We start from the raw sequence: 21,759 nt of genomic DNA, 5'->3' as shown, positions 1-21,759 counted from the left end.
CAGGAGTTTCAAATGAGCAGGGAAGAAAAGAATAAGGGTCATGTTGCTGGCCCTAACGCGTCAACCTTCAATCGCCGCGCCATGCTGCTTGGCTCGTCATCGCTGGTCGTAGCCGCGGCACTGACATCGGAAGCCATGGCGCAGGCACACAGGACCAAGCCGGCGTCTCCATCAAATGGGCCGGCCGGTGGCAAGAAACCAAACATCCTGTTCATCATGGGCGACGACATCGGCTGGTTCAATGTCAGCGCCTACAACATGGGCGTTATGGGCTATCGCACGCCCAACATCGACCGGATCGGCAAGGAAGGCGCCGTTTTTACTGACTGGTATGGCCAGCAGAGCTGCACCGCTGGCCGCGCTGCTTTCATCACCGGACAGACGCCGGTTCGCACCGGCCTCACCAAGGTCGGTCTGCCTGGTGCAGAACTTGGTCTCGGGCCGCATGATCCCAGCGTCGCAGACGTTCTTAAGACATACGGTTATGCCACCGGCCAATTCGGCAAGAACCACCTCGGCGACCGCGACGAGCATCTTCCGACCGCGCACGGCTTCGATGAGTTTTTCGGCAACCTCTATCACCTCAATGCCGAGGAGGAGCCGGAGAACCCTGACTATCCCAAGAATCCGGAGTTCCGGAAGAAGTTCGGACCGCGCGGCGTCATCAAGTCGACCGCCGATGGCAAGATCGAGAATACCGGTCCGCTCAACACCAAGCGCATGGAGACGATCGACCAGGAGTTTCTTGACGCTGCCAAGGACTTCATCAACCGGCAGCACAAGGCCGACAAGCCGTGGTTCTGCTATTTCAACTCGACGCGGATGCACATCTTCACGCATCTGAAGGCGGCGTCGCAGGGCAAGACCGGCCTTGGCGTCTATCCGGACGGCATGGTCGAGCATGATGGCATGGTTGGCGAATTGCTGAAGCTCGTCGATGATTTGGGTATCGCTGAGAACACCATCGTCGTCTACACCACCGACAATGGCGCGGAGGCGTTCACGTGGCCTGACGGTGGGTCGACGCCATTCCGGGGCGAAAAAGCTACCAATTGGGAAGGCGCTTTCCGGGTGCCTTGCCTGATCAAATGGCCGGGCGTGATCCAGCACGGAACTGTGGTCAACGACATCTGCGCGCACGAGGACTTCATCCCGACGTTCGCGGCGGCCAATGGTGATCCAGACCTGGTCGAAAAGCTCAGGACGGGCTCAACGCTCAACGGTAAGAGCTTCAAGGTTCATCTCGATGGATTTAACTTGCTGCCCTTCCTCAAGGGCGAGGTGAAAGAATCGCCGCGCAAAGAGTTCCTCTATTGGAGCGACGATGGTGACCTGATGGCGTTGCGGGTGGGCAATTGGAAGGCGTCGTTTTTGGAGCAGAACACGGAGCTCACTCCAAAGGCTCCCATGGGACCGTGGACGGGCCAGTTCACCAAACTGCGCGCGCCCAAACTGTACAATCTGCGCGCCGATCCATTCGAGAAGGGCGATGACAGCATCAACTATGGCAAGTGGTTAATCGACCGGACTTTCCTGCTGGTGCCCGCGCAGGCTGTCGTCGCGAAATACATCGAAAGCTTCAAGGAGTTCCCTCCGCGCGCCAAAGCGGCAAGCTTCACCGTCGGCGATGTGATGGAAAAGCTGACAATAGGGAATCCGAGCAAGAACTGACCAGCACAACGGTTGGCGACGGACCGCGATACTGCGGTCCGTCGCGGGTATGGAATAGTGCCGATGTTCCGAGAAGTAGATTGCGGCGGTCAATGGCCTTGACGGTGTGGCGTTGTCGCCTGCCTGGGATCGGCTTCACAGTTCTAATCGAATTGGAGACGACACAGGCAAGCGAGATTTTCGCCGACCTCGTTCGCAACCGCGTGGTGCAGCCGCCATCCTCACCCGGACAGCGCTATAGCGTGCCGGGATCAGCTAACAAAAGGGGAGAAGGAAGCAAGACGAGGCTACGCATGCTTGAGCAGCGTGCGGGTTGCGGCGGTGACGTCGGCTTGCCGCATTAGGCTTTCGCCGACCAGGAAGGTGGAGATGCCAACCCGTTCGAGCCGCGCGAGATCGTCCGGCGTGAAGATACCGCTTTCTCCCACCATCAGCCGATCTTTCGGAATGTGAGGCGCCAGCGCTTCGCTGGTTTCGAGCGTCGTCTCAAACGTGCGCAGATTGCGATTGTTAACTCCGATCATCGGCGAACGCAGCTTGAGCGCACGATCCAACTCCTCGCGGCTATGAATTTCGAGCAGCACATCCATGCCGAGTTCGAGCGCAGCCGCCTCGATGTCTTTCGCTGCAGCATCGTCGAGCGCGGCCATGATGATCAGGATGCAGTCCGCTCCATGCGCCCGCGCCTCGACAACCTGATAAGTGTCGAACATGAAATCCTTGCGCAGCACCGGCAGCGACGTCGCGGCGCGGGCGGCGACCATGAAGTCGAGATGGCCCTGAAATGATGGCGCATCGGTGAGAACGGAGAGGCAAGCGGCACCGCCGGACTCATAGGCGTGGGCGAGGGAAGGCGGATCGAAGTCGGCGCGGATCAAGCCCTTCGAGGGCGAGGCCTTCTTGACCTCGGCGATCAGGGCATATTCTCCCTTGGAGAGCTTGCTGCGGATGGCTTGGACGAAGCCGCGCGGCGGCGAAGCGGCTTTTGCGGCGGCCGTGACGTCACTGAGGGAACGTGCGCGCTTTGCGCTCGCAATCTCCTCGCGCTTATAGGTTTCGATCCTGATCAGGATGTCGGCCACGTCACCGTCCTTACCCGTTGGAAACCGCAACCAGCTGCTTCAGCTTGTTCATGGCGCCGCCGCCGTCGAGTGATTTCGTGCCAAGCGCGATGCCCTCCTTCAGGTCTTTCGCCTTGCCCGCGACGATCAGGGCCGCCGCCGCGTTGAGCAGGGCGACATCGCGGAAGGCGCCGGGTTTGCCTTCGAGCACCCCGCGTAAGGAAATTGCGTTTGCTTCGGCGTCGCCGCCTTTCAGCGCATCGCCACCCGCGCGCGACAATCCCGCGTCCTCCGGCGTCACCTCGAACGAGCGGATACTGCCGTTCTCGAGTGCGGCCACGAAGGTCGGGCCGGTGAGGGTGATCTCATCCAAGCCATCCGAGCCGTGAACGACCCATACCGATTCGGAACCGAGGTTCTTCAGCACCTGCGCCAGCGGTTGCACCCATTGCCGCGAGAACACGCCAACCATCTGCCGCCTGACGCCGGCGGGATTGGACAGTGGCCCCAGCAGATTGAAGATGGTGCGGGTCGCGAGTTCGACGCGTGTCGGGCCGACATTCTTCATCGCGGGATGGTGCGATGGTGCGAACATGAAGCCGATGCCGGCCTCGTTGACGCAGCGGCCCACCTGTTCAGGGGTGAGGTCGATCTTGATGCCGAGCGCAGCGAGGCAGTCGGCAGCTCCGGATTTAGAGGATAGCGCGCGGTTGCCGTGCTTGGCGACGGGCACGCCGGCACCTGCGACAATGAACGACGCGCAGGTTGAGACATTCACTGAGCCTGAGCCGTCGCCACCGGTGCCAACCACATCGACCGCGTCCGTGGGCGCTTTGACTCGCAGCATCTTCGATCGCATCGCCGAGACCGCCCCGGTGATTTCGTCGACGGTTTCGCCGCGCACGCGCAGCGCCATCAAAATCCCGCCCATTTGCGAGGGCGTTGCTTCGCCGGACATCATACGGTCGAACGCGGATGCAGCTTCCTCACGCGTCAGAGTCGCGCCGGTAGCGACTTTTCCAATGAGAACCTTGAGATCGTCCATCGGATGCTTTCGGAATACGGGAGCGCGTCGGTCCCCGTCAGAAGTTGCTGGCGCCGATGATTTGCGCCACGGCCGCCTGGTTGATCGTGGTGCCAATCTCGCCTTCGAGCTTGACGATGTACTGGCCGACATATTCATCCGACAGGCTGCGCTGGATGCCCTCACGCAGCTTCTTCATCTCATCGGAGGCAAGATTGAGCGGCGGCACCGTCACGTCGGTGACGCGGAAAACGATCCATTCCTCGTGACCCGCGCCCGGAGCCTGGCCGGCTCCGCCTTTGACGACGCGGAATGCGGCGGCGACCACGGCGGCAGGCAATTCGGTCGTTGTGGCGTCGCGTTTAATAGCACTCGCGCTTTCGACCTTGAGACCGAGTCCGGCTGCCTCGTCGGCGAGCTTGCCGCCCTGGTCGAGCTTGCGGACCATGTCCGTGGCCTTGGTTAGTAGACGGCCGCTGATCTGGTCGTCGCGCCACCCCGCCTCGACCTTGTCCTTGACCTCGTCGAGGGTACGGTCGCGCGAGGGTGTGACGCCGAGAAGGTCAAACCAAACGAAACCATTATTACCGAGTTGCAGCGTTTCGTTGTCGACGCCGACATCGCTGGCGAATGCCTGCGCGATCAGGTCGACTCCCTGCGGAAGCCCTGTAACGGGTTTGCCGTCCGGTGCACGTCCCGACCGGTCGACGGCCTCGATAGTGACCGCGGTCAGTCCAAGCTTCTTGGCGGCCTCGATGACGGTTGCGCCGCCGCCGCGCTCGTCCTCCATTTTATTGTGGAGGTTGTTGATCTCGGAGCGCGCGCGTTCAACCGCGACATCGTGCTTCAGTTTTTCGGCAACGCTTTCGTACGTCGGCTGATTTCCTGGCTCGATGCGGCCGACCTTGATCAGCGCGACACCGAATTTGCCCTGGATCGGCTGACTGATTTCGTCGGTCTTCATCGCAAACCCTGCGTTGGCGATGGCGGGATCAACGATCTCGGATCTCGGGATCGTACCAAGGTCGATGTCGGACGCTGCAAGGCCGCGCTCCTTGGCGATATCGTCGAATGACGCGCCGCTGGTGATCTTCTCCCGTGCGGCCTGAGCGTCTGTGATGTTGGGGAACATGATCTGCCGGAGTTGCCGCCGTTCGGGCGTGGACAGCTTGTTCTTGCGTTCCTCATAGACCTTTCTGGTGTCGTCGTCGGACACCGCCGTCCATTTGGCGACCTCCTCGGGCGTCAGCATCACCAATGCGATCTTGCGATATTCCGGCGCGCGGAACTGCACCTTGTGGGCGTTGAAATAACTGGACAATTGGTCCGCCGTGGGAGGATCGATGCTTCCGGCCTGTGCCGCGCCGAGCTTGACGTAATCGATGGTCCGTTGCTCGTTCTGGAAGCGGTTCAGCGCCTCCAGCAACTTCGTTGAAGGTTCGACGCCGGCCGTCACCGTTCCCGCGATCTGGCGACGCAGCGTCGTATGCCGCTGCTCGGCGACATAGCGTTGCTCGGTGTACCCCAGCTGTCGGATCAGGCCGGCGAAGCGCGCCGGATCGAAGGCGTCATGAGCCCCCTTGAAGTTGGGATCGGTCATGATCTGGCGGCTGATTTCCTTATCCGAAACTGCGAGGCCCTTGCGCCGGGCGTCCTCATCGAGCGCAGCTTCCGCAATCACTTGCTGCAAAATCTGACGGTCGAGGCCGAGGGCCCTGACCTGATCGGGAGGCAGCGCGCGGCCGAACTGGCGTGCGATCTGTTGCAGACGGTCGGTGTAGATTTGCCGAAACTGCTCGGTCGAAATCTCGGTGCTGCCGACCGTAGCCAGCAACGACTGGCCGAAGCCATGAAAGATATCCGCGATGCCCCAGATGCCGAAGGCGACGATCAACAAGCCCATCACGATCGTCATGATGGCCTTGCCGAGCCAGTTTGATGAGGCGTTGCGTATTCCTCGAAGCATGGGTCCGTCTTTTGTAGGAGGGAAGCGGGTCGCACCTGAGCGGAAGCCGCGCGAGGGCGTCACCGAGTTGATAACGCATCATAAAGTGGCAAGCGCGCCGTCGCAACCTCAGTGGAACGCCTCGACCATAAGCCGCACCGGGTACCGGAGACTGGCCCCGGCCGATAACCTCTGCTAGCAAGGTCCGCCAACTTCGGCGTCGGATCGCCGGTATACCGAGGTGGCGCAACGTCAAAATCATCCATGAGAGATCCATGACCGGGCTGCGACCGCTGATTGCTGGAAACTGGAAAATGAACGGCCTCAAGGCTTCGGCCAGCGAGCTCGGCCAGATGATCGCAGGTGCGGACGGCCCCGCGCAAAAAGCCGATCTGCTGATCTGTCCGCCGGCGACGCTGGTATTGGCGTTTGTGGGTGCGGTCCAGGGCTCACCGGTGCGGATCGGCGGGCAGGATTGTCATCCCAAACCCTCCGGTGCTCATACGGGCGATATTTCCGCCGAGATGCTGGCGGATGCGGGCGCCACCGCCGTCATCGTCGGCCATTCCGAGCGCCGCGCCGATCATGCAGAGACCGACGCTCTGGTGCGGCAAAAAACCGAAGCCGCCTGGCGGGCGGGGTTGATCGCCATCGTCTGCGTCGGTGAAACCCAGGACCAGCGTGATGCCGGTCAGACGCTTGAGGTGGTCGGACAACAGCTTACGGGTTCGCTGCCGGACGGCGCGACCGCCACCAATCTCGTCGTGGCCTACGAGCCGGTCTGGGCGATCGGCACCGGACGCACGCCGACATCAGAAGATGTTCAGGAAGTCCATAGATTTATCCGCGAACAGCTCGCGGAACGGTTTAGCATGGAGGGGGCGAAAGTTCGTATCCTCTATGGCGGATCGGTGAAGCCGTCGAACGCTGCGGAGTTGTTGGCGGTTCCGAATGTAAACGGGGCGTTGATCGGCGGCGCCAGCCTCAAGGCGGCAGATTTCCTTGGGATCGCCCAAGCCGTTGCCTGACCGTTCATCTCGTGGTGCCCAGCGACCCTGCGGGGGTGACAACGTCGCGCCTGATCGTGTAGATACCGCCGAGTGTGGCGGTTCAGAAGTTCGCTTTCAGTGTCAGCGAGTCCGTCAGGCGAACTTCTCAAGCCCCGCAAGCAAGCCCCGCAAGATCGTGACTCCGGCTGGCGGGCGCGCGCTGTGATGGAAGGCCAAGATGCAGACCGTTGTTATCGTAATCCACCTGATCATCGTTTCGGTACTGACCATCATCGTGCTGCTGCAAAAGTCCGAAGGCGGCGGCCTCGGCATGGGCGGCGGCGCCGGATTTATGTCAAGCCGGGGCACCGCGAATCTGCTGACGCGTACTACGGCCTTCCTTGCGGCTGGCTTTTTCGTGACCAGCCTGTTCCTGTCATGGCTTGCGGGCGTCCATCAAAATCCGGGTTCGATCCTGGATGGAGCCCCAGCGTCGCAGTCCCAGCCGGCAGGAGGCGCGACCCCGGTAACTCCGCCCTCCGGCGGCGGCCTTCTCGATTCGCTGAAACAATCGGACCAGCCGGCCCCGCCGGCGCCCGCCGGTCCGCAAGCGCCGCGTTCGCAATAAAGCGGGGCATTGATGCAGAACCGGGATTACCGCTCTGCATCAAAAGCCTTTGCCAAGAGACTGCAATCGTTTGAATTTTGAAGTCACCCATAGCCGATCCGATTTCGGCTGACGGCTGGGATTGGTTTTGGCGAATCGTCTCGGGAGCCTTAAAGGTTGAGACCCATGGCGCGGTATATTTTCATCACCGGCGGCGTGGTTTCCTCGCTCGGAAAAGGTCTGGCTTCGGCAGCGCTCGGCGCGCTGTTGCAGGCGCGTGGCTACAAGGTTCGCCTTCGCAAGCTCGACCCCTACCTCAACCTCGATCCGGGAACGATGTCGCCCTACCAGCACGGCGAAGTGTTCGTGACTGACGATGGTGCTGAGACCGATCTCGATCTCGGTCATTACGAGCGCTTTACCGGGCGCCCCGCGACCAAGCAGGACAACATCACCACCGGCCGCATCTATCAGGACATCCTGACCAAGGAGCGCCGCGGCGACTATCTTGGGGCTACGATCCAAGTGGTTCCCCATGTCACCAACGCCATCAAGCATTTCATCCTCGACGGCAATGATGGCTATGACTTCGTGCTGTGCGAGATTGGCGGCACGGTGGGTGACATTGAGGGGCTACCGTTCTTCGAGGCGATCCGGCAGATCAAGAACGATCTCCCGCGCGGTGCTGCGATTTACGTTCACCTGACGCTGCTGCCGTTTATCCCGAGCGCTGGCGAGTTGAAGACCAAGCCTACGCAGCATTCGGTGAAGGAATTGCGATCCATCGGCATCCAGCCCGATATCCTGCTGTGCCGCACCGACCGGGAAATCCCCAAGGAAGAGCGCCGGAAGCTCGGATTGTTCTGCAATGTCCGGGAAAGCGCCGTGATCGAGGCGCGCGATGCAGATAACATCTATGCCGTGCCGGAAGTCTATCACGCCGCAGGCTTCGACGACGAGGTTCTGGCGGCGTTTGGAATCGAGCCGGCTGCGCCTCCGGCGCTGCAAGGCTGGCATGAGATCAACGAGCGCATCCGCAATCCGGAAGGAGCGGTGACAATCGCGATTGTCGGCAAGTACACCGGCATGAAGGACGCCTACAAATCGCTGATCGAGGCGCTGTCCCATGGCGGTATCGCCAACAAGGTGAAAGTCAATCTCGACTGGATCGAGAGTGAAGTGTTCGAAAACGAAGATGCCGCACCCTTCCTCGGACATGTCGATGGCATTCTGGTGCCGGGAGGTTTTGGCCAGCGCGGCGCCGAGGGCAAGATCAAGGCGGCGCGGTTCGCTCGCGAAAGGCGTGTACCGTATTTCGGCATCTGCTTTGGGATGCAGATGGCCGTGATCGAGGCGGCCCGCAATCTGGTTGGAATTGCAGACGCTAACTCGACCGAATTCGGTCCGACCAGCGAGCCGCTGGTCGGACTGATGACCGAATGGCTGCGTGGCAACGAATTGGAGAAGCGCGCGAAGGCTGGGGATCTCGGCGGCACCATGCGGCTTGGCGCCTATCCGGCGGCGCTTAGGCGCGGCAGCCGCGTCTCCGGAATCTACGGCGGGGCGCTGGAGATTTCCGAGCGGCACCGTCATCGCTACGAAGTCAACACGGCCTATAAGGACCGCCTGGAGCACCACGGACTACTGTTCTCGGGCCTCTCGCCTGACGGTGTGCTGCCGGAGATCGTCGAGTACGAAGATCATCCCTGGTTCATCGGTGTGCAATACCATCCAGAACTGAAGTCACGGCCGTTCGAGCCGCACCCGCTATTCGCCTCGTTCATCCAGGCAGCGGTGGTGCAGAGCCGGCTGGTGTAGCTAGAGCATCTCCGCTTCCGACCAAATTAGAAGCGACGCTCTAGATTGTTGTTTTGACGCGTTTTCTTCACGCGAACCGGTATCCACTTCGCTCGAAAACGCTATAGCTATTTTGCACACCCGGATGTCCGGTCGCCCTGACGCGCCATCGGCTTGCCGTTGATGAATACGCCATGGCCGCTAGAAGTGACCGAGCCGCCGCATCCGGTTCGGTCGCCGGTCACCGTTGCGGGTTTGCCGTTGATGAAGACGTTAGACGATCCCTCGATCAACGCGCCGCCGGTCGTAGAGTCGCCCTGACGTGCGGCGGGTTTGCCGTTGACCATCACGTCCTGACTTCCGCCGGTCACAACGCCCGACGATTGCGATGCTGGGTTTGGCGTCTGGCTCCGCGCCGGTCCCAGTTGAGCCGCACCGATAAAGGCATATGCAGAGACGGTAAAAACAATAAGGGGCAGTCGCATTTGGCCTCCGGGACAATGCCGCAAAGCTTATCAAACCGGTCCCGAGGGGGCTATGCTTCGCGCGCACGCTCGCATTCCGCGCATGCGGGTTGATCCCGCCGCTGCGGCCCCGCATGGTCCGCCGATAAAGGAATTCACCTTGAACCAGTCCGTCTCCGCAGCGCCCGTCGTCTCCGTCGGCTCCGTAACTTTCGGCCAGGACCAGCCCCTGTCGATCATCGCCGGCCCGTGCCAGATGGAAAGCCGTGCTCACGCAGTCGAAGTGGCCGGCGCGCTGAAGGAAATCGCCGCGCGGCTGAACATCGGCCTTGTCTTTAAGTCCTCGTTCGACAAGGCCAACCGCACCAGCGCTTCGGGCGCGCGGGGGATCGGGTTGAAGCAGGCGCTGCCGGTTTTCGCAGAGATTCGGTCATCGCTCGGATTGCCTGTGCTGACCGACGTCCACGAGGCAGCCCAATGCGCCGAGGTCGCGCAGGCGGTCGATGTGCTGCAGATACCTGCATTCCTGTGCCGGCAGACTGACCTTTTGCTGGCAGCGGCGGCGACCGGCAAGGTCATCAACGTCAAGAAGGGGCAGTTTCTGGCGCCATGGGATATGGGGAACGTGGTTGCCAAGATCACCGGCGGCGGCAACCGCAACGTGCTAGTGACCGAACGCGGCGCATCGTTCGGCTACAATACGCTGGTGTCCGATATGCGCGCGCTGCCAATCCTTGCGCGCACCACCGGCGCGCCCATCATCTTCGATGCGACTCATTCCGTGCAGCAGCCGGGCGGCAAGGGTACCTCGTCTGGCGGTGAGCGCGAATTCGTGCCGGTGCTGGCGCGTGCGGCGGTCGCGGTCGGCGTCGCCGGCGTGTTCATCGAGACCCATCCAGATCCCGATCATGCGCCGTCGGACGGCCCCAACATGGTGCCGTTGCGTGAGTTCGAGGCGTTGGTGCGAAGGCTGATGGCGTTTGATGCGCTGGCGAAGGCGACCGATCCGGCCCACCCGAAATGACATCGGTGCCCCCGGCAGCGGCCGAAAAGCACAGACTGCCGCCGCTCCTCAATATCATTGCTCTGGCCACCTTCGCGGCGAGCCTGTCGACGCGTGCGATGGACCCGGTGTTGCCGCATGTCGCCGACGATTTGTCGGTGACGGTCGCCACCGCAGCCGGCCTTTCGGCGGTCACCGCATTTTCGTTTGCAGTCGTGCAGCCGCTGATCGGCGCTGCAGCCGATATCTTCGGCAAGGGGCGGCTGATGTTGATGTGCCTGGTGCTGCTCGGCATTTCGAACGTCGTCGGCGCATTGTGCTCGTCCTACAGCGCGCTGTTCGCGACGCGCGTCTTTGCGGGGATAGCATCGGGCGGTGTTTTCCCGGTCGCGCTCGGCATGGCGAGCGACCTGGTGCCGGTGCCGCAGCGCCAGGTGGCGATCGGCCGGACCATCGCGGGTACGATGGGAGGCAACCTGCTGGGCGCCTCGTTTTCCGGCGTGATTGGCGATCTCGTCGGCTGGCGCGGTGTGCTTGTCGTGCTCGGAGCGCTGGTTTTTGCGGCCTCGATTGCTGTTGGGTTTGGATTTCACCGCGGCGACGCGATCGCAACCTCGCGGCGGATGAAGTTTGCCGATCTGCGACAAGGCTATCGGCAGATCTTCAGCAATTCCAACGCCAAGGTCTGCTACTCTGCTGTTTTCATCGAAGGCTGCTGCGTACTTGGACTGTTTCCCTACGTCGCGGCGTTTCTGTTCGAACTCGGTGAAACCCGGCTTTCGATCGCGGGCATCGTCATCGCCGGATTTGCCGTCGGCGGCCTGTTCTACACCATGACGATATCGCAGTTCCTGTCGCTGCTCGGCGTACGCGGCTTGATGATATCAGGCGCAATGATGGTGGCGGTGCAACTTGTCGCGGTAGCCTTCGGTCCGGACTGGCATATCCAGATGCTCAGCTTCATCCTGATGGGCTGGGGCTTCTACATGCTGCATGGCTGCCTGCAGGTGTTCGCCAGCGAATTATCCGAGCAGGCGCGGGCGACGGCATTGTCGCTGCATTCGTTCTTCTTTTACATGGGGCAGACTGCCGGTCCGATCGTCTATGGAGTGAGCCTTTCCTGGGCCGGAAAATTTCCCACGCTTGCCGCGAACGCCGTCGTCATCGCAATTCTCGGGTTGGCTTGTGCGGGGCTACTGACCGGGAGGGCCGCCTCACGCGCGCGTTAAAGAACCTCTGTCCGCTCAACCTCGGCCTCGGTAGGACGGGACGGCCTGATCGGGAATCCAGACGCCCTTCGGCGCCGTGCCTGTCTGCCAGAATACGTCGATGGGAATGCCGCCGCGCGGAAACCAGTAGCCGCCGATACGCAGCCATTTCGGCCTGACCGCGCTGACGATGCGCTTGCCGATTGCCACCGTGCAGTCTTCGTGGAAGGCCCCGTGATTGCGAAAACTCGCGAGATAGAGCTTGAGCGATTTCGACTCCAGCAGCCAGGACCCCGGCACATAATCGATTACCAAATGCGCAAAATCCGGCTGACCGGTGACCGGGCACAGCGCGGTAAACTCCGGCACCGTGAACCGCGCGACATAATTGGTGCCCCTCTGGGGATTGGGCACACGGTCGAGTTTTGCCTTCTCCGGAGAATCAGGCCACGCCACGGCGCGGCCGAGTTGCAAAGGAGACGATTTTGGCGAAGAGAGGAGCTTTCCTGGCATGATCGTCTCTGTCAAAGCGGGAGCAACAGAAGTGGAGCCGGTTTTGCATCGATTACGCTGCAAATAGATTTATTCGCGCATGATCTTTTCGCGAATCTCTGCTGATAGCCAATCCTGACGGGCTCGTCACGAGGGCGTCACGATTCACAGCCTTTCCCCCCCCCAAGCATTGCTGTAGAAGCAGCGCAAAATCTAGTGATTCAAGAGGTTCTTATGACTGCCATCGTCGACATCATCGGCCGCGAAATTCTCGACAGCCGCGGCAATCCGACCGTCGAGGTCGATGTGGTGCTCGAAGATGGGGCGATGGGCCGGGCTGCGGTGCCGTCCGGCGCGTCTACCGGCGCTTATGAGGCGGTCGAACTGCGTGACGACGACAAGAGCCGCTATAACGGCAAGGGCGTAAGGAAAGCGGTCGACGCCGTGAATGGCGAGATTTTCGATGCGATCGGGGGCATGGATGCCGAGCAGCAGGTGCAGATCGACGAGATTCTGATCGAGCTTGATGGGACCGCGAACAAGGGGCGACTCGGCGCCAACGCGATTCTCGGCGTGTCGCTGGCGCTCGCCAGGGCAGCGGCGGACTCTTTGGACATACCGCTGTACCGCTATGTCGGCGGCGTCACGGCGCGAACGCTTCCGGTGCCGATGATGAATATCGTCAACGGCGGTGTGCACGCCGATAATCCGATCGACTTTCAGGAATTCATGATCATGCCGGTCGGCGCCAAAACGTTCTCGGACGCGCTGCGCTGCGGTGCCGAAATCTTTCACACATTGAGAGCCGAGCTGAAGAAGGCCGGTCACAACACCAACGTCGGCGACGAGGGTGGTTTTGCACCGGACCTGCCATCGGCCGGTGCGGCGCTCGATTTCATCATGGGTGCGATCGTCAAGGCTGGGTACAGGCCGGGCGATGACGTGGCGCTGGCGCTCGATCCGGCTTCGACTGAATTCTTCAAGGACGGCAAGTATGTTTACGGAGGCGAGGGCAAGACCCGTTCGATCGAGGAACAGGCAAAATATCTCGCCAAGCTGGCCTCTGACTATCCAATCGTCTCAATCGAGGACGGTATGGCCGAGGACGATTTCGAGGGCTGGAAGATCATCACCGACATGATCGGCAAGACGTGCCAACTTGTCGGCGACGACCTGTTCGTTACCAACGTGACCCGGCTCGCCGACGGCATTCGAAATGGGCGTGCCAATTCCATTCTCATTAAGGTCAACCAGATCGGCACGTTGACCGAGACGCTTGCCGCTGTCGAGATGGCGTACAAGGCCGGCTACACCGCCGTGATGTCGCACCGCTCGGGGGAGACCGAAGACTCCACCATCGCTGACCTCGCGGTCGCCACCAATTGCGGACAGATCAAGACCGGATCGCTGTCGCGTTCGGATCGTGCCGCTAAATACAATCAGCTACTTCGCATCGAGCAGCAACTTGGCTCGCAGGCGAGGTACGCGGGCCGTGCGACGCTGAAGGCGTTGGCATAGCGCGACTACCAGGCGGAAGCAGCGGCGGACGCAGGATTTCCTTCAGAACGAGGACTCGCGCAGCATCTCGCCGCTTGAAACGGCGAAGAGGTTGCTCCGCTTACTGCACTGGGGCTTCGGAGACATGATCGCGCTTGGCAGGTCGCTTGACGCGATATGTGCCCCGGCCGACGGCCTGAAGCACGGCAGCGATCGCCTTGCGGTGGAGGGCTTCACCCTTGTCGACGTCAAAATGGCTGTATTGCCCGCCTTCGTTGAGGTTAGACAGGCTACCATGGAATTGCTTGCTTGCCTCGACCGGGCGCCCCCAGGCGGTGGGCACGTAGAAATTAATGATCCGTCGGACATTAGGTGGAACCCGGTCCGGCGCCGTCGGATCGAAGTTTACGATCAGCGCGACCGGAATTCTGCGCTCGTTGAGCTTGCGTGCCAGTGAGATCGTCGTATCCGCGCCGTAGGAATGGCCCATCAGGATGATCGGTTCACGGTTTCCGGCACGAAAATTAGCGGTAATGCTGTCGGCAAGCGAGGACCAGGACGTGTAGGACACGGCTTCGGCCTTCACGCCCGCTCTCTGAAGCTTCGCGGCCAGTTCGTCCATGCCTAGCGAAAATACGTTGAACAGGCCCCGCATAAGATAAACATGACCTGGCCTGTGTGGCGCTACAGTTTGCGCGAGGGCTGAATTCGCCATGAATCCGCCTAGCGCAAACAGGATAAGACCTCCGATTCCGGCACGCAGGCCGCGGCGAGCAGACGGACAATCAGTAGCCATCAATAAGTTCCATTTTGAATCGCTTGAAGACTCTATATTTCGCCTTCGCATTCTCTCGTCAATTGTGTGTTGCTAGAAATCTTGTGTGTTGTGATTGAAACGCCACAGATGGAGTGTTTCCAGGGAAGTATTCGAGGTCGAAGTTGGGTATCGTGTTCGCAGCCCGAAAATTTGCGTCGCTCTGCTTGGCTTGAAAAGACGACGACTACGGAAGTGGCGGGATGATCGCACGGCGGCATGTCTTTCATATTGGCGGATACGATCCGATTTCGCCGGAGCAGCAGCATCGTCGCTGTGAACGATCACTGTCGGTGTTTCAACGCACGTGGGGCGTGAGGGCCGAAATCGTAAGCGCGATCGAGGCGACGCCGGTTAGCGCGTCTTGGGTAATCGAGGCGTCCGGACCCAACTGGAACACGCGTACGTCCTATGAAATGTTGCGATGGGACGACTTGATCCTTGAGGATCACACGCGAGGCATGTGGTCGCGCCTCGGGCAGAGCCTCGTCACGCTGGCTGATTTCATTGTGACCGGCACACTGTTTCGTTTCATGTATGCAAGCTGGAAATACGCCGGCTTCTTTCTGTTTCCGTATCTGTATGTTGCAGGGTTCGCCGCGTGCGGCGCGGGCATCGGATACGGCCTGGTTCGACTAGCGGGTGTGACCGGGTTTGCAGCAGTCCTGCTGACTGCAGCGGTGACCGTGGGCGTGACGGCAGGTTTGCTGCACCTATTAGGCTGGCGATGGCCGATCAATCATGTGTTCGACGATTGGATCTTCTCGCGAGAGTTCGTCTACGGTCGGCGGCCGCGCATGGATGCCCGGATCGATCAGTTTGCGGGGCGAATCCTCGACCGGGTTCGCAACGCCGACGTCGATGAGATCGTCATCGTCGGCCATTGCCTCGGTGCCGCGCTCGTCATGGATTCGGTCGCGCGAGCGCTCAAGCGCGATCCTGAATTTGCCCGGTGCAGTCCTTCGCTGTGCATCTTGACCGTCGGCGCCACGATTCCGAAATTCTCACTGCATTCGCACGGTGGGTGCATTCGTGAGGCCACGCAAACCGTCGCCGACGAGCGCCGAATCCGCTGGACCGAATATCATGCCCGCGATGACGCCATCAGTTTCTATCGCTTCGATCCGGTGACATTGAAGCGCGTCAGCCGCGAGCGCTCCGACGGACGTCCGAACATCCGGCGCGTGCAGTTGCACGACATGATGGACAAGGCTAGCTTCCGGCGCCACCGGTTCAACTTCATGGTGTTGCACTACAAGTTCTTGATGGGAAACAGCGTGCGCGCCAACTACGACCATTGCCTCATCGTCTGCGGTCCGCTGTCGTTCGACGAGATCACGGCGCCGCGCGGCGGTGTCGACCGTTTCGGAGAGGACGGCTCGCTTCTGAAGCGCGCGTCATCCGAGGTGACCGCGGCCACGACCAGGCTGGCGGGCGCCGCCGTCGGCGCTGCGTAAGCGCGGCGGCGGCTGATGTCTTCGATCGCTCTAGGGCAGACGATATGGCTTATCGGCCTCGTCGCCTGGTTTATCATCCGCTATCCCTACGCCCGGCGGGCGCGGGGCACTGCGACGTTGCGGCGCGATGGTACCTGGCGAGAGCGCGCGCTTCTGGCGGCGTCTTTTGTCGGACTGTTTGCCATTCCGATGGTCAATCTCGCGACGGGATGGCCGCGCGCTTGCGCCTACGATCCGGGTTATGGTCTCGTTGTGCTCGGCGGCGTATTGTTTGCCTTCTCGCTTTGGCTGTTCCGCCGGTCACACAAGGATCTCGGTCGGCAATGGTCGGCCTCGCTCGAGGTGCGTGAGGGGCATAGGGTTGTTCGCACCGGTGTGTACCGGACGATCCGTCATCCGATGTATGCGTCGTTCTGGCTGTGGGCGATCGCGCAGGCCTGCTTGCTGCCGAACGTCGTCGCCGCCTTTAGCGGCATCGTCGCTGTGGCGGTACTGTTTTTCGCGCGTGTGCGCTTCGAGGAGCGAATGATGATCGAGATGTTCGGGGAAGACTATCGCCGCTACATGCAGCAAACACACCGTATCATTCCCGGCGTGTATTGACCGGAGGTCGAAGGCCCGGCCAAGTTCTTTGATGATTAAGTCTCTCGCAAGAGACTGCGCCCCGCAGCTTCTCCGCGTCGTCAGGTTGTAATCCAGCCGGCGTGAGTGCCGCACAACCATAGGATTTTCGATGGCATCCCAATCCAGCACCGCCGTTATCGTCGGCAGCCTTCGCAAAGAGTCATTTTCGCTGAAAATCGCCAAGGCTTTGACGACCCTCGCGCCGTCTTCGCTTCAGCTTGACGTCATCACGCTGAATGGATTGTCTTTCTACAATCAGGATCTGGAAGCGACGCCGCCGGCTGATTGGGTGAGTTTTCGTGATCGCGTCAGGAAAACTGACGCTGTCCTGTTCGTGACGCCCGAATACAATCGGTCCGTTCCCGGCGTGTTGAAAAATGCCATCGACGTCGGATCTCGTCCCTATGGGCAGAGCGTTTTCAACGGCAAGCCGGGCGGGGTTATCAGCAATTCGCCGGGTGCTATCGGCGGTTTCGGCGCCAATCATCATCTGCGCCAGTCGCTGGTTTTTCTCAACGTTCCGGTTTTGCAGCAGCCGGAAGCCTATATCGGCGGCATTGGTGATGCGTTCGATGAGAAGGGAGATCTCGTCAAGGCGTCACTGCGCGAGTTCCTCGCAGCCTATGTCAACGCTTTCGACACCTGGGTAGCTCGGTATAGAAAATAGCAACTTGGGTGCCCCTTGGTTGTTAGCGAAGCATTAACCGGACGACCGCATCGTCGAGCCATGGTTTCGCGCTCACGACTCATATCGCTGCTCACCGGCCTTGCTCTCTATGCGATGGCGGCAATGATCGTCGGCTATTTCGGCGTTAACGCCTATATCGGCAAGTACGGGCTGAATGCGCGGCAGGAGCTAGATCAGGAGATCGTTGCGCTGACGTCCGAACTGGAGCGGCTGAAGGCGGAGCGCGCAGAGGGCGAGAAGCGGGTCGCGCTTTTAAGGTCAAGCGGAATCGACCCCGACATGCTCGATGAGCGCGTCCGTTATCAGCTCGACTACGCCAATCCGCGCGATCTGATTCAGATCATCCGTCAGAAATAGGAACGCCGTTGGGAGCGCATTGCTCGCGGTATTCTATCCTTTTCGCAAAAGGCTTTTGTCTAATTTCAAAAACCGCTGATTTTCGGTCACGGAATTTCGTGGCGTATCAAACATCGGTAAGATCACGCGCTTTCAAGGTTGCCTGACTTGGGCTAGAGAGGGTGATCCTTTCTCGCATCCGGAATTGCCATGGTCGCATCCAAGAAGAGCGTCACGCAGGTGGTAGGCAACGGCTCGACTAGCCAGCCACCCCCCTCGTTCACGCGCGAGCAAGACCTTCACGCGTTACGCGAAATGCTGCTGATCCGCCGTTTTGAGGAAAAAGCCGGTCAGCTCTACGGAATGGGTGCGATCGGCGGCTTTTGTCATCTTTACATCGGCCAGGAGGCGATCGTCGTCGGAATGCAGATGTCGCTCGAGGAGGGCGATCAGGTCATAACGGGCTATCGCGATCATGGGCACATGCTGGCCTGCGGCATGGACGCCAAGGGTGTGATGGCCGAACTGACCGGGCGGCGCGGCGGCTATTCCAAGGGCAAGGGCGGCTCCATGCACATGTTCAGCAAGGAGAAGCGTTTCTACGGCGGCCACGGCATCGTCGGCGCGCAGGTGTCGCTCGGAACTGGCCTCGCCTTCGCCAACCGTTATCGCGGCAACGATCGCGTCAGTCTCACCTATTTTGGGGATGGGGCGGCCAATCAGGGCCAGGTCTACGAGAGCTTCAATATGGCGCAGCTCTGGAAACTCCCGGTGGTCTACATCATCGAAAACAACCGGTACGCAATGGGCACGTCCGTGACGCGCTCGTCGGCGCAGACGGATTTTTCCCGGCGCGGGGTGTCCTTCAACATTCCCGGCGAACAGGTCGACGGTATGGATGTTCGGGCCGTAAAAGCGGCAGGCGACAAGGCCGTGAAATGGTGCCGCGAGGGTAACGGTCCCTACATTCTGGAAATGCAGACCTACCGTTATCGCGGTCACTCGATGTCGGATCCGGCGAAGTACCGTACGCGCGAGGAGGTCGACAAGGTTCGACACGATCAGGATCCGATCGAACAGGTCCGCAACCGGCTGCTGGCGGCCAAGCTACCTGAGGACGATCTGAAGAAGATCGACGCGGACGCGCGCGAGATAGTCAATACGGCCGCGGACTTCGCGCAAAACGATCCAGAGCCCGACGCGTCCGAGCTTTACACCGATATTTATCGCTGAGCGCGCAAGCCTTTTTCGGAGCGATCATGCCAATCCAAGTTCTGATGCCCGCGCTTTCTCCGACCATGGAGAAAGGCAACCTCGCTAAGTGGCTGAAGAGGGAGGGCGAGACGATCAAGTCTGGCGACGTCATCGCGGAGATCGAGACCGACAAGGCGACCATGGAAGTCGAGGCGACCGACGAGGGCACGCTTGGCAAGATACTCGTTCCCGAAGGAACCGCGGACGTGGCGGTAAACACGCCGATCGCAACCATTCTTGCCGATGGCGAGAGCGCGGCCGATCTGGGCAAGATCGAAGCGAAGGCTTCAAAAACATCGGCCGATTCCGTCCAGGACGCTTCGAAGGAAGTTGCGGAATCACGTTCGCCGGTTGGCGAGGGCAAGCCGATGATCTCGGATCCGCAACGGCCTGCCGGACCGGCGATGGAGACTCCAGAGGATCCTGACATTCCTGCCGGCACCGAGATGGTGACCATGACCATCCGCGAGGCGCTACGCGACGCCATGGCCGAGGAGATGCGCCGCGACGACAACGTCTTTTTGTTGGGGGAAGAGGTCGCCGAATATCAAGGTGCCTACAAGGTGTCGCAGGGTCTCTTGCAGGAATTCGGCGCGCGGCGGGTGATCGACGCGCCGATCACGGAGCACGGTTTTGCCGGCGTCGGCGTCGGCGCTGCGATGGCGGGATTGAGGCCGATTGTCGAGTTCATGACCTTCAACTTCGCGATGCAGGCGATCGACCAGATCATCAATTCGGCTGCCAAGACGCTTTACATGTCCGGCGGACAGATGGGCTGCGGAATCGTGTTCCGCGGCCCCAACGGCGCCGCGTCGCGCGTCGCGGCCCAGCACAGTCAGGACTATTCGGCGTGGTACTCGCAAATCCCGGGCCTCAAGGTGGTCGCGCCGTATTCCGCCGCCGACTACAAAGGACTTTTGAAAGCCGCGATCCGCGATCCTAATCCGGTGATTTTCCTCGAAAATGAAATCTTATATGGACACACCGGTCCGGTGCCGAAACTCGACGACTATGTGCTGCCGATCGGCAAGGCGCGGATCGCGCGTGCCGGTCAGCACGTTACGCTGGTCTCGTGGTCGAACGGTATGACCTACGCATTGAAGGCCGCGGATGAACTCGCCAAGGAGGGCATCGAGGCCGAAGTCGTCGACTTGCGTACGCTGCGCCCGATGGACACCGAAACAATCGTGGCATCGGTGCGGAAGACCGGCCGCGCGGTGACCGTGGAGGAGGGCTGGCAGCAATCTGGCGTCGGCGCCGAGATCGCCGCGCGCATCATGGAGCACGCATTCGATTATCTCGATGCGCCGGTGACGCGCGTTTCGGGCAGGGACGTGCCGATGCCGTATGCGGCCAACCTCGAAAAGCTGGCGCTGCCGTCGGTGGCCGAAGTCGTCGCGGCGGCCAAGGCCGTCTGTTATCGGTGAGCGGGGTCAGTCATGCCGATTAACATTCTGATGCCCGCGCTGTCGCCGACGATGGAAAAGGGCAACCTCGCCAAGTGGCTCAAGAAGGAGGGCGACAAGGTCAGGTCTGGCGACGTCATTGCCGAGATCGAGACCGACAAGGCGACCATGGAAGTCGAGGCGGTGGATGAGGGCACCATCGCGAAAATCCTGGTGCCGGAAGGTACGCAGGATGTGCCAGTCAACAACGTGATCGCGGTGCTCGCCAGTGACGGCGAGGACGTGAAGGCTGCCGCCGGCGGCGGCGCGTCTTCGAAAAGCGAGCCGAAGGCCGAAGCAAAAGCAGAATCCAAAGCATACACGAAAGCTGTTAGCGGAGGTGCAACTCGAATCGCCGACCTTTCCTCCAGTGCGCCCGCGCCTAAGCCTGCATCGTCAGAAACTCAAGCGGCGCAGCGAGCGAACGGTCACGCCCGCATCTTCTCCTCGCCGTTGGCGCGGCGGCTCGCAAGCGAAGCCGGCATCGACCTGGCGCGCATTGAAGGCAGCGGCCCGCATGGACGTGTCGTCGCCCGCGACGTGGAGCAGGCGAAATCCGGCAAAGGCTTGAAGGCGTCGGCGACCACACCAGCAGGTGCGCCTTCGATCGCGCCTTCGATGTCGGACAAGCAAATTCTGTCGCTGTTCGAGGACGGCTCCTACGAACTCGTCCCGCATGACAACATGCGCCGCACGATCGCGCAGCGCCTGACCGCTTCGATCCAGAACGTTCCGCACTTCTATCTGACGATGGACTGCGACATCGGACGGCTGCTGTCCGCGCGCGAGGACATCAACGCGTCGGCGCCGAAGGACAAGGAGAAGAAGCCGCTCTACAAGCTCTCGGTCAACGACTTCGTCATCAAGGCGATGGCGGTGGCGTTGCAGCGCGTGCCGAATGCCAACGTCAGCTGGACGGAAGGTGGTATGCTTAAACACAAGCATTCCGATGTCGGAGTCGCGGTTGCGATGCCGGGCGGCTTGATCACGCCGATTATCCGCAAGGCGGAAGCAAAATCGCTCTCTGCGATCTCGTCCGAAATGAAGGACTTCGCCGCGCGGGCGCGGGCGCGAAAGCTCAAGCCCGAGGAATATCAGGGCGGCACCACGGCGGTCTCGAATCTCGGCATGTACGGCATCAAGGATTTCACCGCCGTCATCAACCCGCCGCACGCCACCATCCTCGCGGTCGGCGCCAGCGAGGAGCGCGCAGTCGTGCGGGGCGGCAAGATCGAGGCCGCGCACATCATGAGCGTAACGCTGTCCTGTGATCACCGCGCGGTGGACGGCGCGCTCGGCGCGGAGCTGATCGGCGCGTTCAAGACACTGATCGAAAACCCCGTGATGATGATGGTGTGATATGCGCAATAAAAGAAGAGCGCG

20 protein-coding genes are annotated in these 21,759 nt (G+C 60.9%); 14 read left to right on the top strand and 6 right to left on the bottom strand.

All coding sequences use genetic code 11. The annotated features are described in order from the left end of the window. Window positions 1-12: 12 nt before the first annotated feature. Window positions 13-1,671 (top strand): arylsulfatase, encoded by a 1,659-nt coding sequence (locus tag B2M20_RS10655; protein ID WP_079446996.1) that lies wholly within the window; start codon window positions 13-15, stop codon window positions 1,669-1,671. 287 nt (window positions 1,672-1,958) lie between these two features. Here B2M20_RS10655 and trpC read toward each other — a convergent pair whose 3' ends face one another. The 3 genes from trpC to B2M20_RS10640 are packed head-to-tail and all read right to left on the bottom strand — an operon-like array spanning window position 1,959 to window position 5,722. Then, entirely contained in the window at window positions 1,959-2,753 is a 795-nt protein-coding gene (trpC, locus tag B2M20_RS10650; protein WP_079446995.1) for an indole-3-glycerol phosphate synthase TrpC, read from the bottom strand. Window positions 2,754-2,763: 10 nt separating this feature from the next. Beyond that, window positions 2,764-3,777 carry an anthranilate phosphoribosyltransferase gene (gene trpD / locus B2M20_RS10645; RefSeq protein WP_079446994.1) on the bottom strand — a complete coding sequence of 338 codons (1,014 nt, stop codon included), beginning with the start codon at window positions 3,775-3,777 and terminating at the stop codon, window positions 2,764-2,766. Between the two features lie 37 nt (window positions 3,778-3,814). Then, window positions 3,815-5,722 (bottom strand): peptidylprolyl isomerase, encoded by a 1,908-nt coding sequence (locus tag B2M20_RS10640; RefSeq protein WP_079446993.1) that lies wholly within the window; start codon window positions 5,720-5,722, stop codon window positions 3,815-3,817. 254 nt (window positions 5,723-5,976) lie between these two features. Between B2M20_RS10640 and tpiA the strand changes: the two genes are divergently transcribed. The 3 genes from tpiA to B2M20_RS10625 all read left to right on the top strand — a co-directional run bounded on the left by tpiA (window position 5,977) and on the right by B2M20_RS10625 (window position 9,115). Beyond that, complete coding sequence (gene tpiA, locus B2M20_RS10635) at window positions 5,977-6,729, top strand: triose-phosphate isomerase (RefSeq protein ID WP_079446992.1); 753 nt, start codon at window positions 5,977-5,979, stop codon at window positions 6,727-6,729. Between the two features lie 199 nt (window positions 6,730-6,928). Next, a complete protein-coding gene (gene secG, locus B2M20_RS10630) occupies window positions 6,929-7,318 on the top strand; it encodes a preprotein translocase subunit SecG (RefSeq protein ID WP_079446991.1) in 390 nt (129 codons plus the stop codon). Window positions 7,319-7,483: 165 nt separating this feature from the next. Continuing rightward, entirely contained in the window at window positions 7,484-9,115 is a 1,632-nt protein-coding gene (locus tag B2M20_RS10625) for a CTP synthase (RefSeq protein ID WP_079446990.1), read from the top strand. Between the two features lie 107 nt (window positions 9,116-9,222). On the opposite strand, the gene B2M20_RS10620 is transcribed toward B2M20_RS10625, so the two are convergent. Further along, on the bottom strand, window positions 9,223-9,579 hold the full coding sequence (locus B2M20_RS10620) for a PAAR domain-containing protein (protein ID WP_139372882.1): 357 nt from the start codon (window positions 9,577-9,579) through the stop codon (window positions 9,223-9,225). Window positions 9,580-9,718: 139 nt separating this feature from the next. Here B2M20_RS10620 and kdsA point away from each other — a divergent pair, with 139 nt between their 5' ends. Together kdsA and B2M20_RS10610 are read left to right on the top strand one after the other, a co-directional pair. Further along, window positions 9,719-10,582, top strand: a complete 864-nt coding sequence (gene kdsA / locus B2M20_RS10615) for a 3-deoxy-8-phosphooctulonate synthase (protein ID WP_079447050.1) — start codon at window positions 9,719-9,721, stop codon at window positions 10,580-10,582. Continuing rightward, a complete protein-coding gene (locus tag B2M20_RS10610) occupies window positions 10,579-11,790 on the top strand; it encodes an MFS transporter (protein WP_079446989.1) in 1,212 nt (403 codons plus the stop codon). Before kdsA ends, B2M20_RS10610 begins: the two co-directional genes overlap by 4 nt. Window positions 11,791-11,805: 15 nt before the next feature. Here B2M20_RS10610 and queF read toward each other — a convergent pair whose 3' ends face one another. Further along, a complete protein-coding gene (gene queF, locus B2M20_RS10605) occupies window positions 11,806-12,282 on the bottom strand; it encodes a preQ(1) synthase (protein ID WP_079446988.1) in 477 nt (158 codons plus the stop codon). A gap of 213 nt (window positions 12,283-12,495) precedes the next feature. Between queF and eno the strand changes: the two genes are divergently transcribed. Continuing rightward, window positions 12,496-13,779, top strand: coding sequence for a phosphopyruvate hydratase (eno, locus tag B2M20_RS10600; protein ID WP_079446987.1), 1,284 nt, complete (start codon window positions 12,496-12,498; stop codon window positions 13,777-13,779). Window positions 13,780-13,879: 100 nt separating this feature from the next. Here the strand turns inward: eno and B2M20_RS10595 are convergent, their stop codons facing one another. Next, a complete protein-coding gene (locus B2M20_RS10595) occupies window positions 13,880-14,554 on the bottom strand; it encodes a thioesterase domain-containing protein (protein ID WP_079446986.1) in 675 nt (224 codons plus the stop codon). A 221-nt stretch (window positions 14,555-14,775) separates the two neighbouring features. Here B2M20_RS10595 and B2M20_RS10590 point away from each other — a divergent pair, with 221 nt between their 5' ends. From B2M20_RS10590 to B2M20_RS10560, 7 genes are all read left to right on the top strand, one after another. Further along, entirely contained in the window at window positions 14,776-16,029 is a 1,254-nt protein-coding gene (locus B2M20_RS10590; protein WP_079446985.1) for a hypothetical protein, read from the top strand. Window positions 16,030-16,044: 15 nt separating this feature from the next. Then, window positions 16,045-16,632 (top strand): protein-S-isoprenylcysteine O-methyltransferase, encoded by a 588-nt coding sequence (locus B2M20_RS10585; protein WP_079446984.1) that lies wholly within the window; start codon window positions 16,045-16,047, stop codon window positions 16,630-16,632. A 130-nt stretch (window positions 16,633-16,762) separates the two neighbouring features. Then, the gene (locus tag B2M20_RS10580) at window positions 16,763-17,320 is read left to right on the top strand and encodes an NADPH-dependent FMN reductase (RefSeq protein ID WP_079446983.1); all 558 of its coding nucleotides are present in this window, start codon (window positions 16,763-16,765) and stop codon (window positions 17,318-17,320) included. A gap of 60 nt (window positions 17,321-17,380) precedes the next feature. Next, entirely contained in the window at window positions 17,381-17,698 is a 318-nt protein-coding gene (locus tag B2M20_RS10575; RefSeq protein WP_079446982.1) for an FtsB family cell division protein, read from the top strand. A 189-nt stretch (window positions 17,699-17,887) separates the two neighbouring features. After that, window positions 17,888-18,910, top strand: a complete 1,023-nt coding sequence (gene pdhA / locus B2M20_RS10570; protein ID WP_079446981.1) for a pyruvate dehydrogenase (acetyl-transferring) E1 component subunit alpha — start codon at window positions 17,888-17,890, stop codon at window positions 18,908-18,910. 26 nt (window positions 18,911-18,936) lie between these two features. After that, complete coding sequence (locus tag B2M20_RS10565; protein ID WP_079446980.1) at window positions 18,937-20,358, top strand: pyruvate dehydrogenase complex E1 component subunit beta; 1,422 nt, start codon at window positions 18,937-18,939, stop codon at window positions 20,356-20,358. A 12-nt stretch (window positions 20,359-20,370) separates the two neighbouring features. Next, a complete protein-coding gene (locus B2M20_RS10560) occupies window positions 20,371-21,735 on the top strand; it encodes a pyruvate dehydrogenase complex dihydrolipoamide acetyltransferase (protein ID WP_079446979.1) in 1,365 nt (454 codons plus the stop codon). Window positions 21,736-21,759: the final 24 nt, after the last annotated feature.

Origin of the sequence: Nitrobacter vulgaris, assembly GCF_002028545.1 — a bacterium.
Lineage (GTDB): Bacteria > Pseudomonadota > Alphaproteobacteria > Rhizobiales > Xanthobacteraceae > Nitrobacter > Nitrobacter vulgaris.
The sequence above is the reverse complement of the archived record's forward strand: the minus strand, read 5'-3'. Positions and strand labels throughout refer to the sequence as shown.

What these genes read in the sequence shown, in the direction of transcription:
- B2M20_RS10625 (WP_079446990.1), top strand. Translation starts at nt 7,484, where the DNA reads ATGGCGCGGTATATTTTCATCACCGGCGGCGTGGTTTCCTCGCTCGGA.
- B2M20_RS10590 (WP_079446985.1), top strand. Translation starts at nt 14,776, where the DNA reads ATGATCGCACGGCGGCATGTCTTTCATATTGGCGGATACGATCCGATT.
- pdhA (WP_079446981.1), top strand. Translation starts at nt 17,888, where the DNA reads ATGGTCGCATCCAAGAAGAGCGTCACGCAGGTGGTAGGCAACGGCTCG.
- eno (WP_079446987.1), top strand. Translation starts at nt 12,496, where the DNA reads ATGACTGCCATCGTCGACATCATCGGCCGCGAAATTCTCGACAGCCGC.
- B2M20_RS10580 (WP_079446983.1), top strand. Translation starts at nt 16,763, where the DNA reads ATGGCATCCCAATCCAGCACCGCCGTTATCGTCGGCAGCCTTCGCAAA.
- B2M20_RS10560 (WP_079446979.1), top strand. Translation starts at nt 20,371, where the DNA reads ATGCCGATTAACATTCTGATGCCCGCGCTGTCGCCGACGATGGAAAAG.
- B2M20_RS10640 (WP_079446993.1), bottom strand. Translation starts at nt 5,722, where the DNA reads ATGCTTCGAGGAATACGCAACGCCTCATCAAACTGGCTCGGCAAGGCC.
- B2M20_RS10565 (WP_079446980.1), top strand. Translation starts at nt 18,937, where the DNA reads ATGCCAATCCAAGTTCTGATGCCCGCGCTTTCTCCGACCATGGAGAAA.
- trpD (WP_079446994.1), bottom strand. Translation starts at nt 3,777, where the DNA reads ATGGACGATCTCAAGGTTCTCATTGGAAAAGTCGCTACCGGCGCGACT.
- queF (WP_079446988.1), bottom strand. Translation starts at nt 12,282, where the DNA reads ATGCCAGGAAAGCTCCTCTCTTCGCCAAAATCGTCTCCTTTGCAACTC.
- secG (WP_079446991.1), top strand. Translation starts at nt 6,929, where the DNA reads ATGCAGACCGTTGTTATCGTAATCCACCTGATCATCGTTTCGGTACTG.
- B2M20_RS10655 (WP_079446996.1), top strand. Translation starts at nt 13, where the DNA reads ATGAGCAGGGAAGAAAAGAATAAGGGTCATGTTGCTGGCCCTAACGCG.
- B2M20_RS10595 (WP_079446986.1), bottom strand. Translation starts at nt 14,554, where the DNA reads ATGGCTACTGATTGTCCGTCTGCTCGCCGCGGCCTGCGTGCCGGAATC.
- tpiA (WP_079446992.1), top strand. Translation starts at nt 5,977, where the DNA reads ATGACCGGGCTGCGACCGCTGATTGCTGGAAACTGGAAAATGAACGGC.
- B2M20_RS10610 (WP_079446989.1), top strand. Translation starts at nt 10,579, where the DNA reads ATGACATCGGTGCCCCCGGCAGCGGCCGAAAAGCACAGACTGCCGCCG.
- B2M20_RS10620 (WP_139372882.1), bottom strand. Translation starts at nt 9,579, where the DNA reads ATGCGACTGCCCCTTATTGTTTTTACCGTCTCTGCATATGCCTTTATC.
- B2M20_RS10575 (WP_079446982.1), top strand. Translation starts at nt 17,381, where the DNA reads ATGGTTTCGCGCTCACGACTCATATCGCTGCTCACCGGCCTTGCTCTC.
- B2M20_RS10585 (WP_079446984.1), top strand. Translation starts at nt 16,045, where the DNA reads ATGTCTTCGATCGCTCTAGGGCAGACGATATGGCTTATCGGCCTCGTC.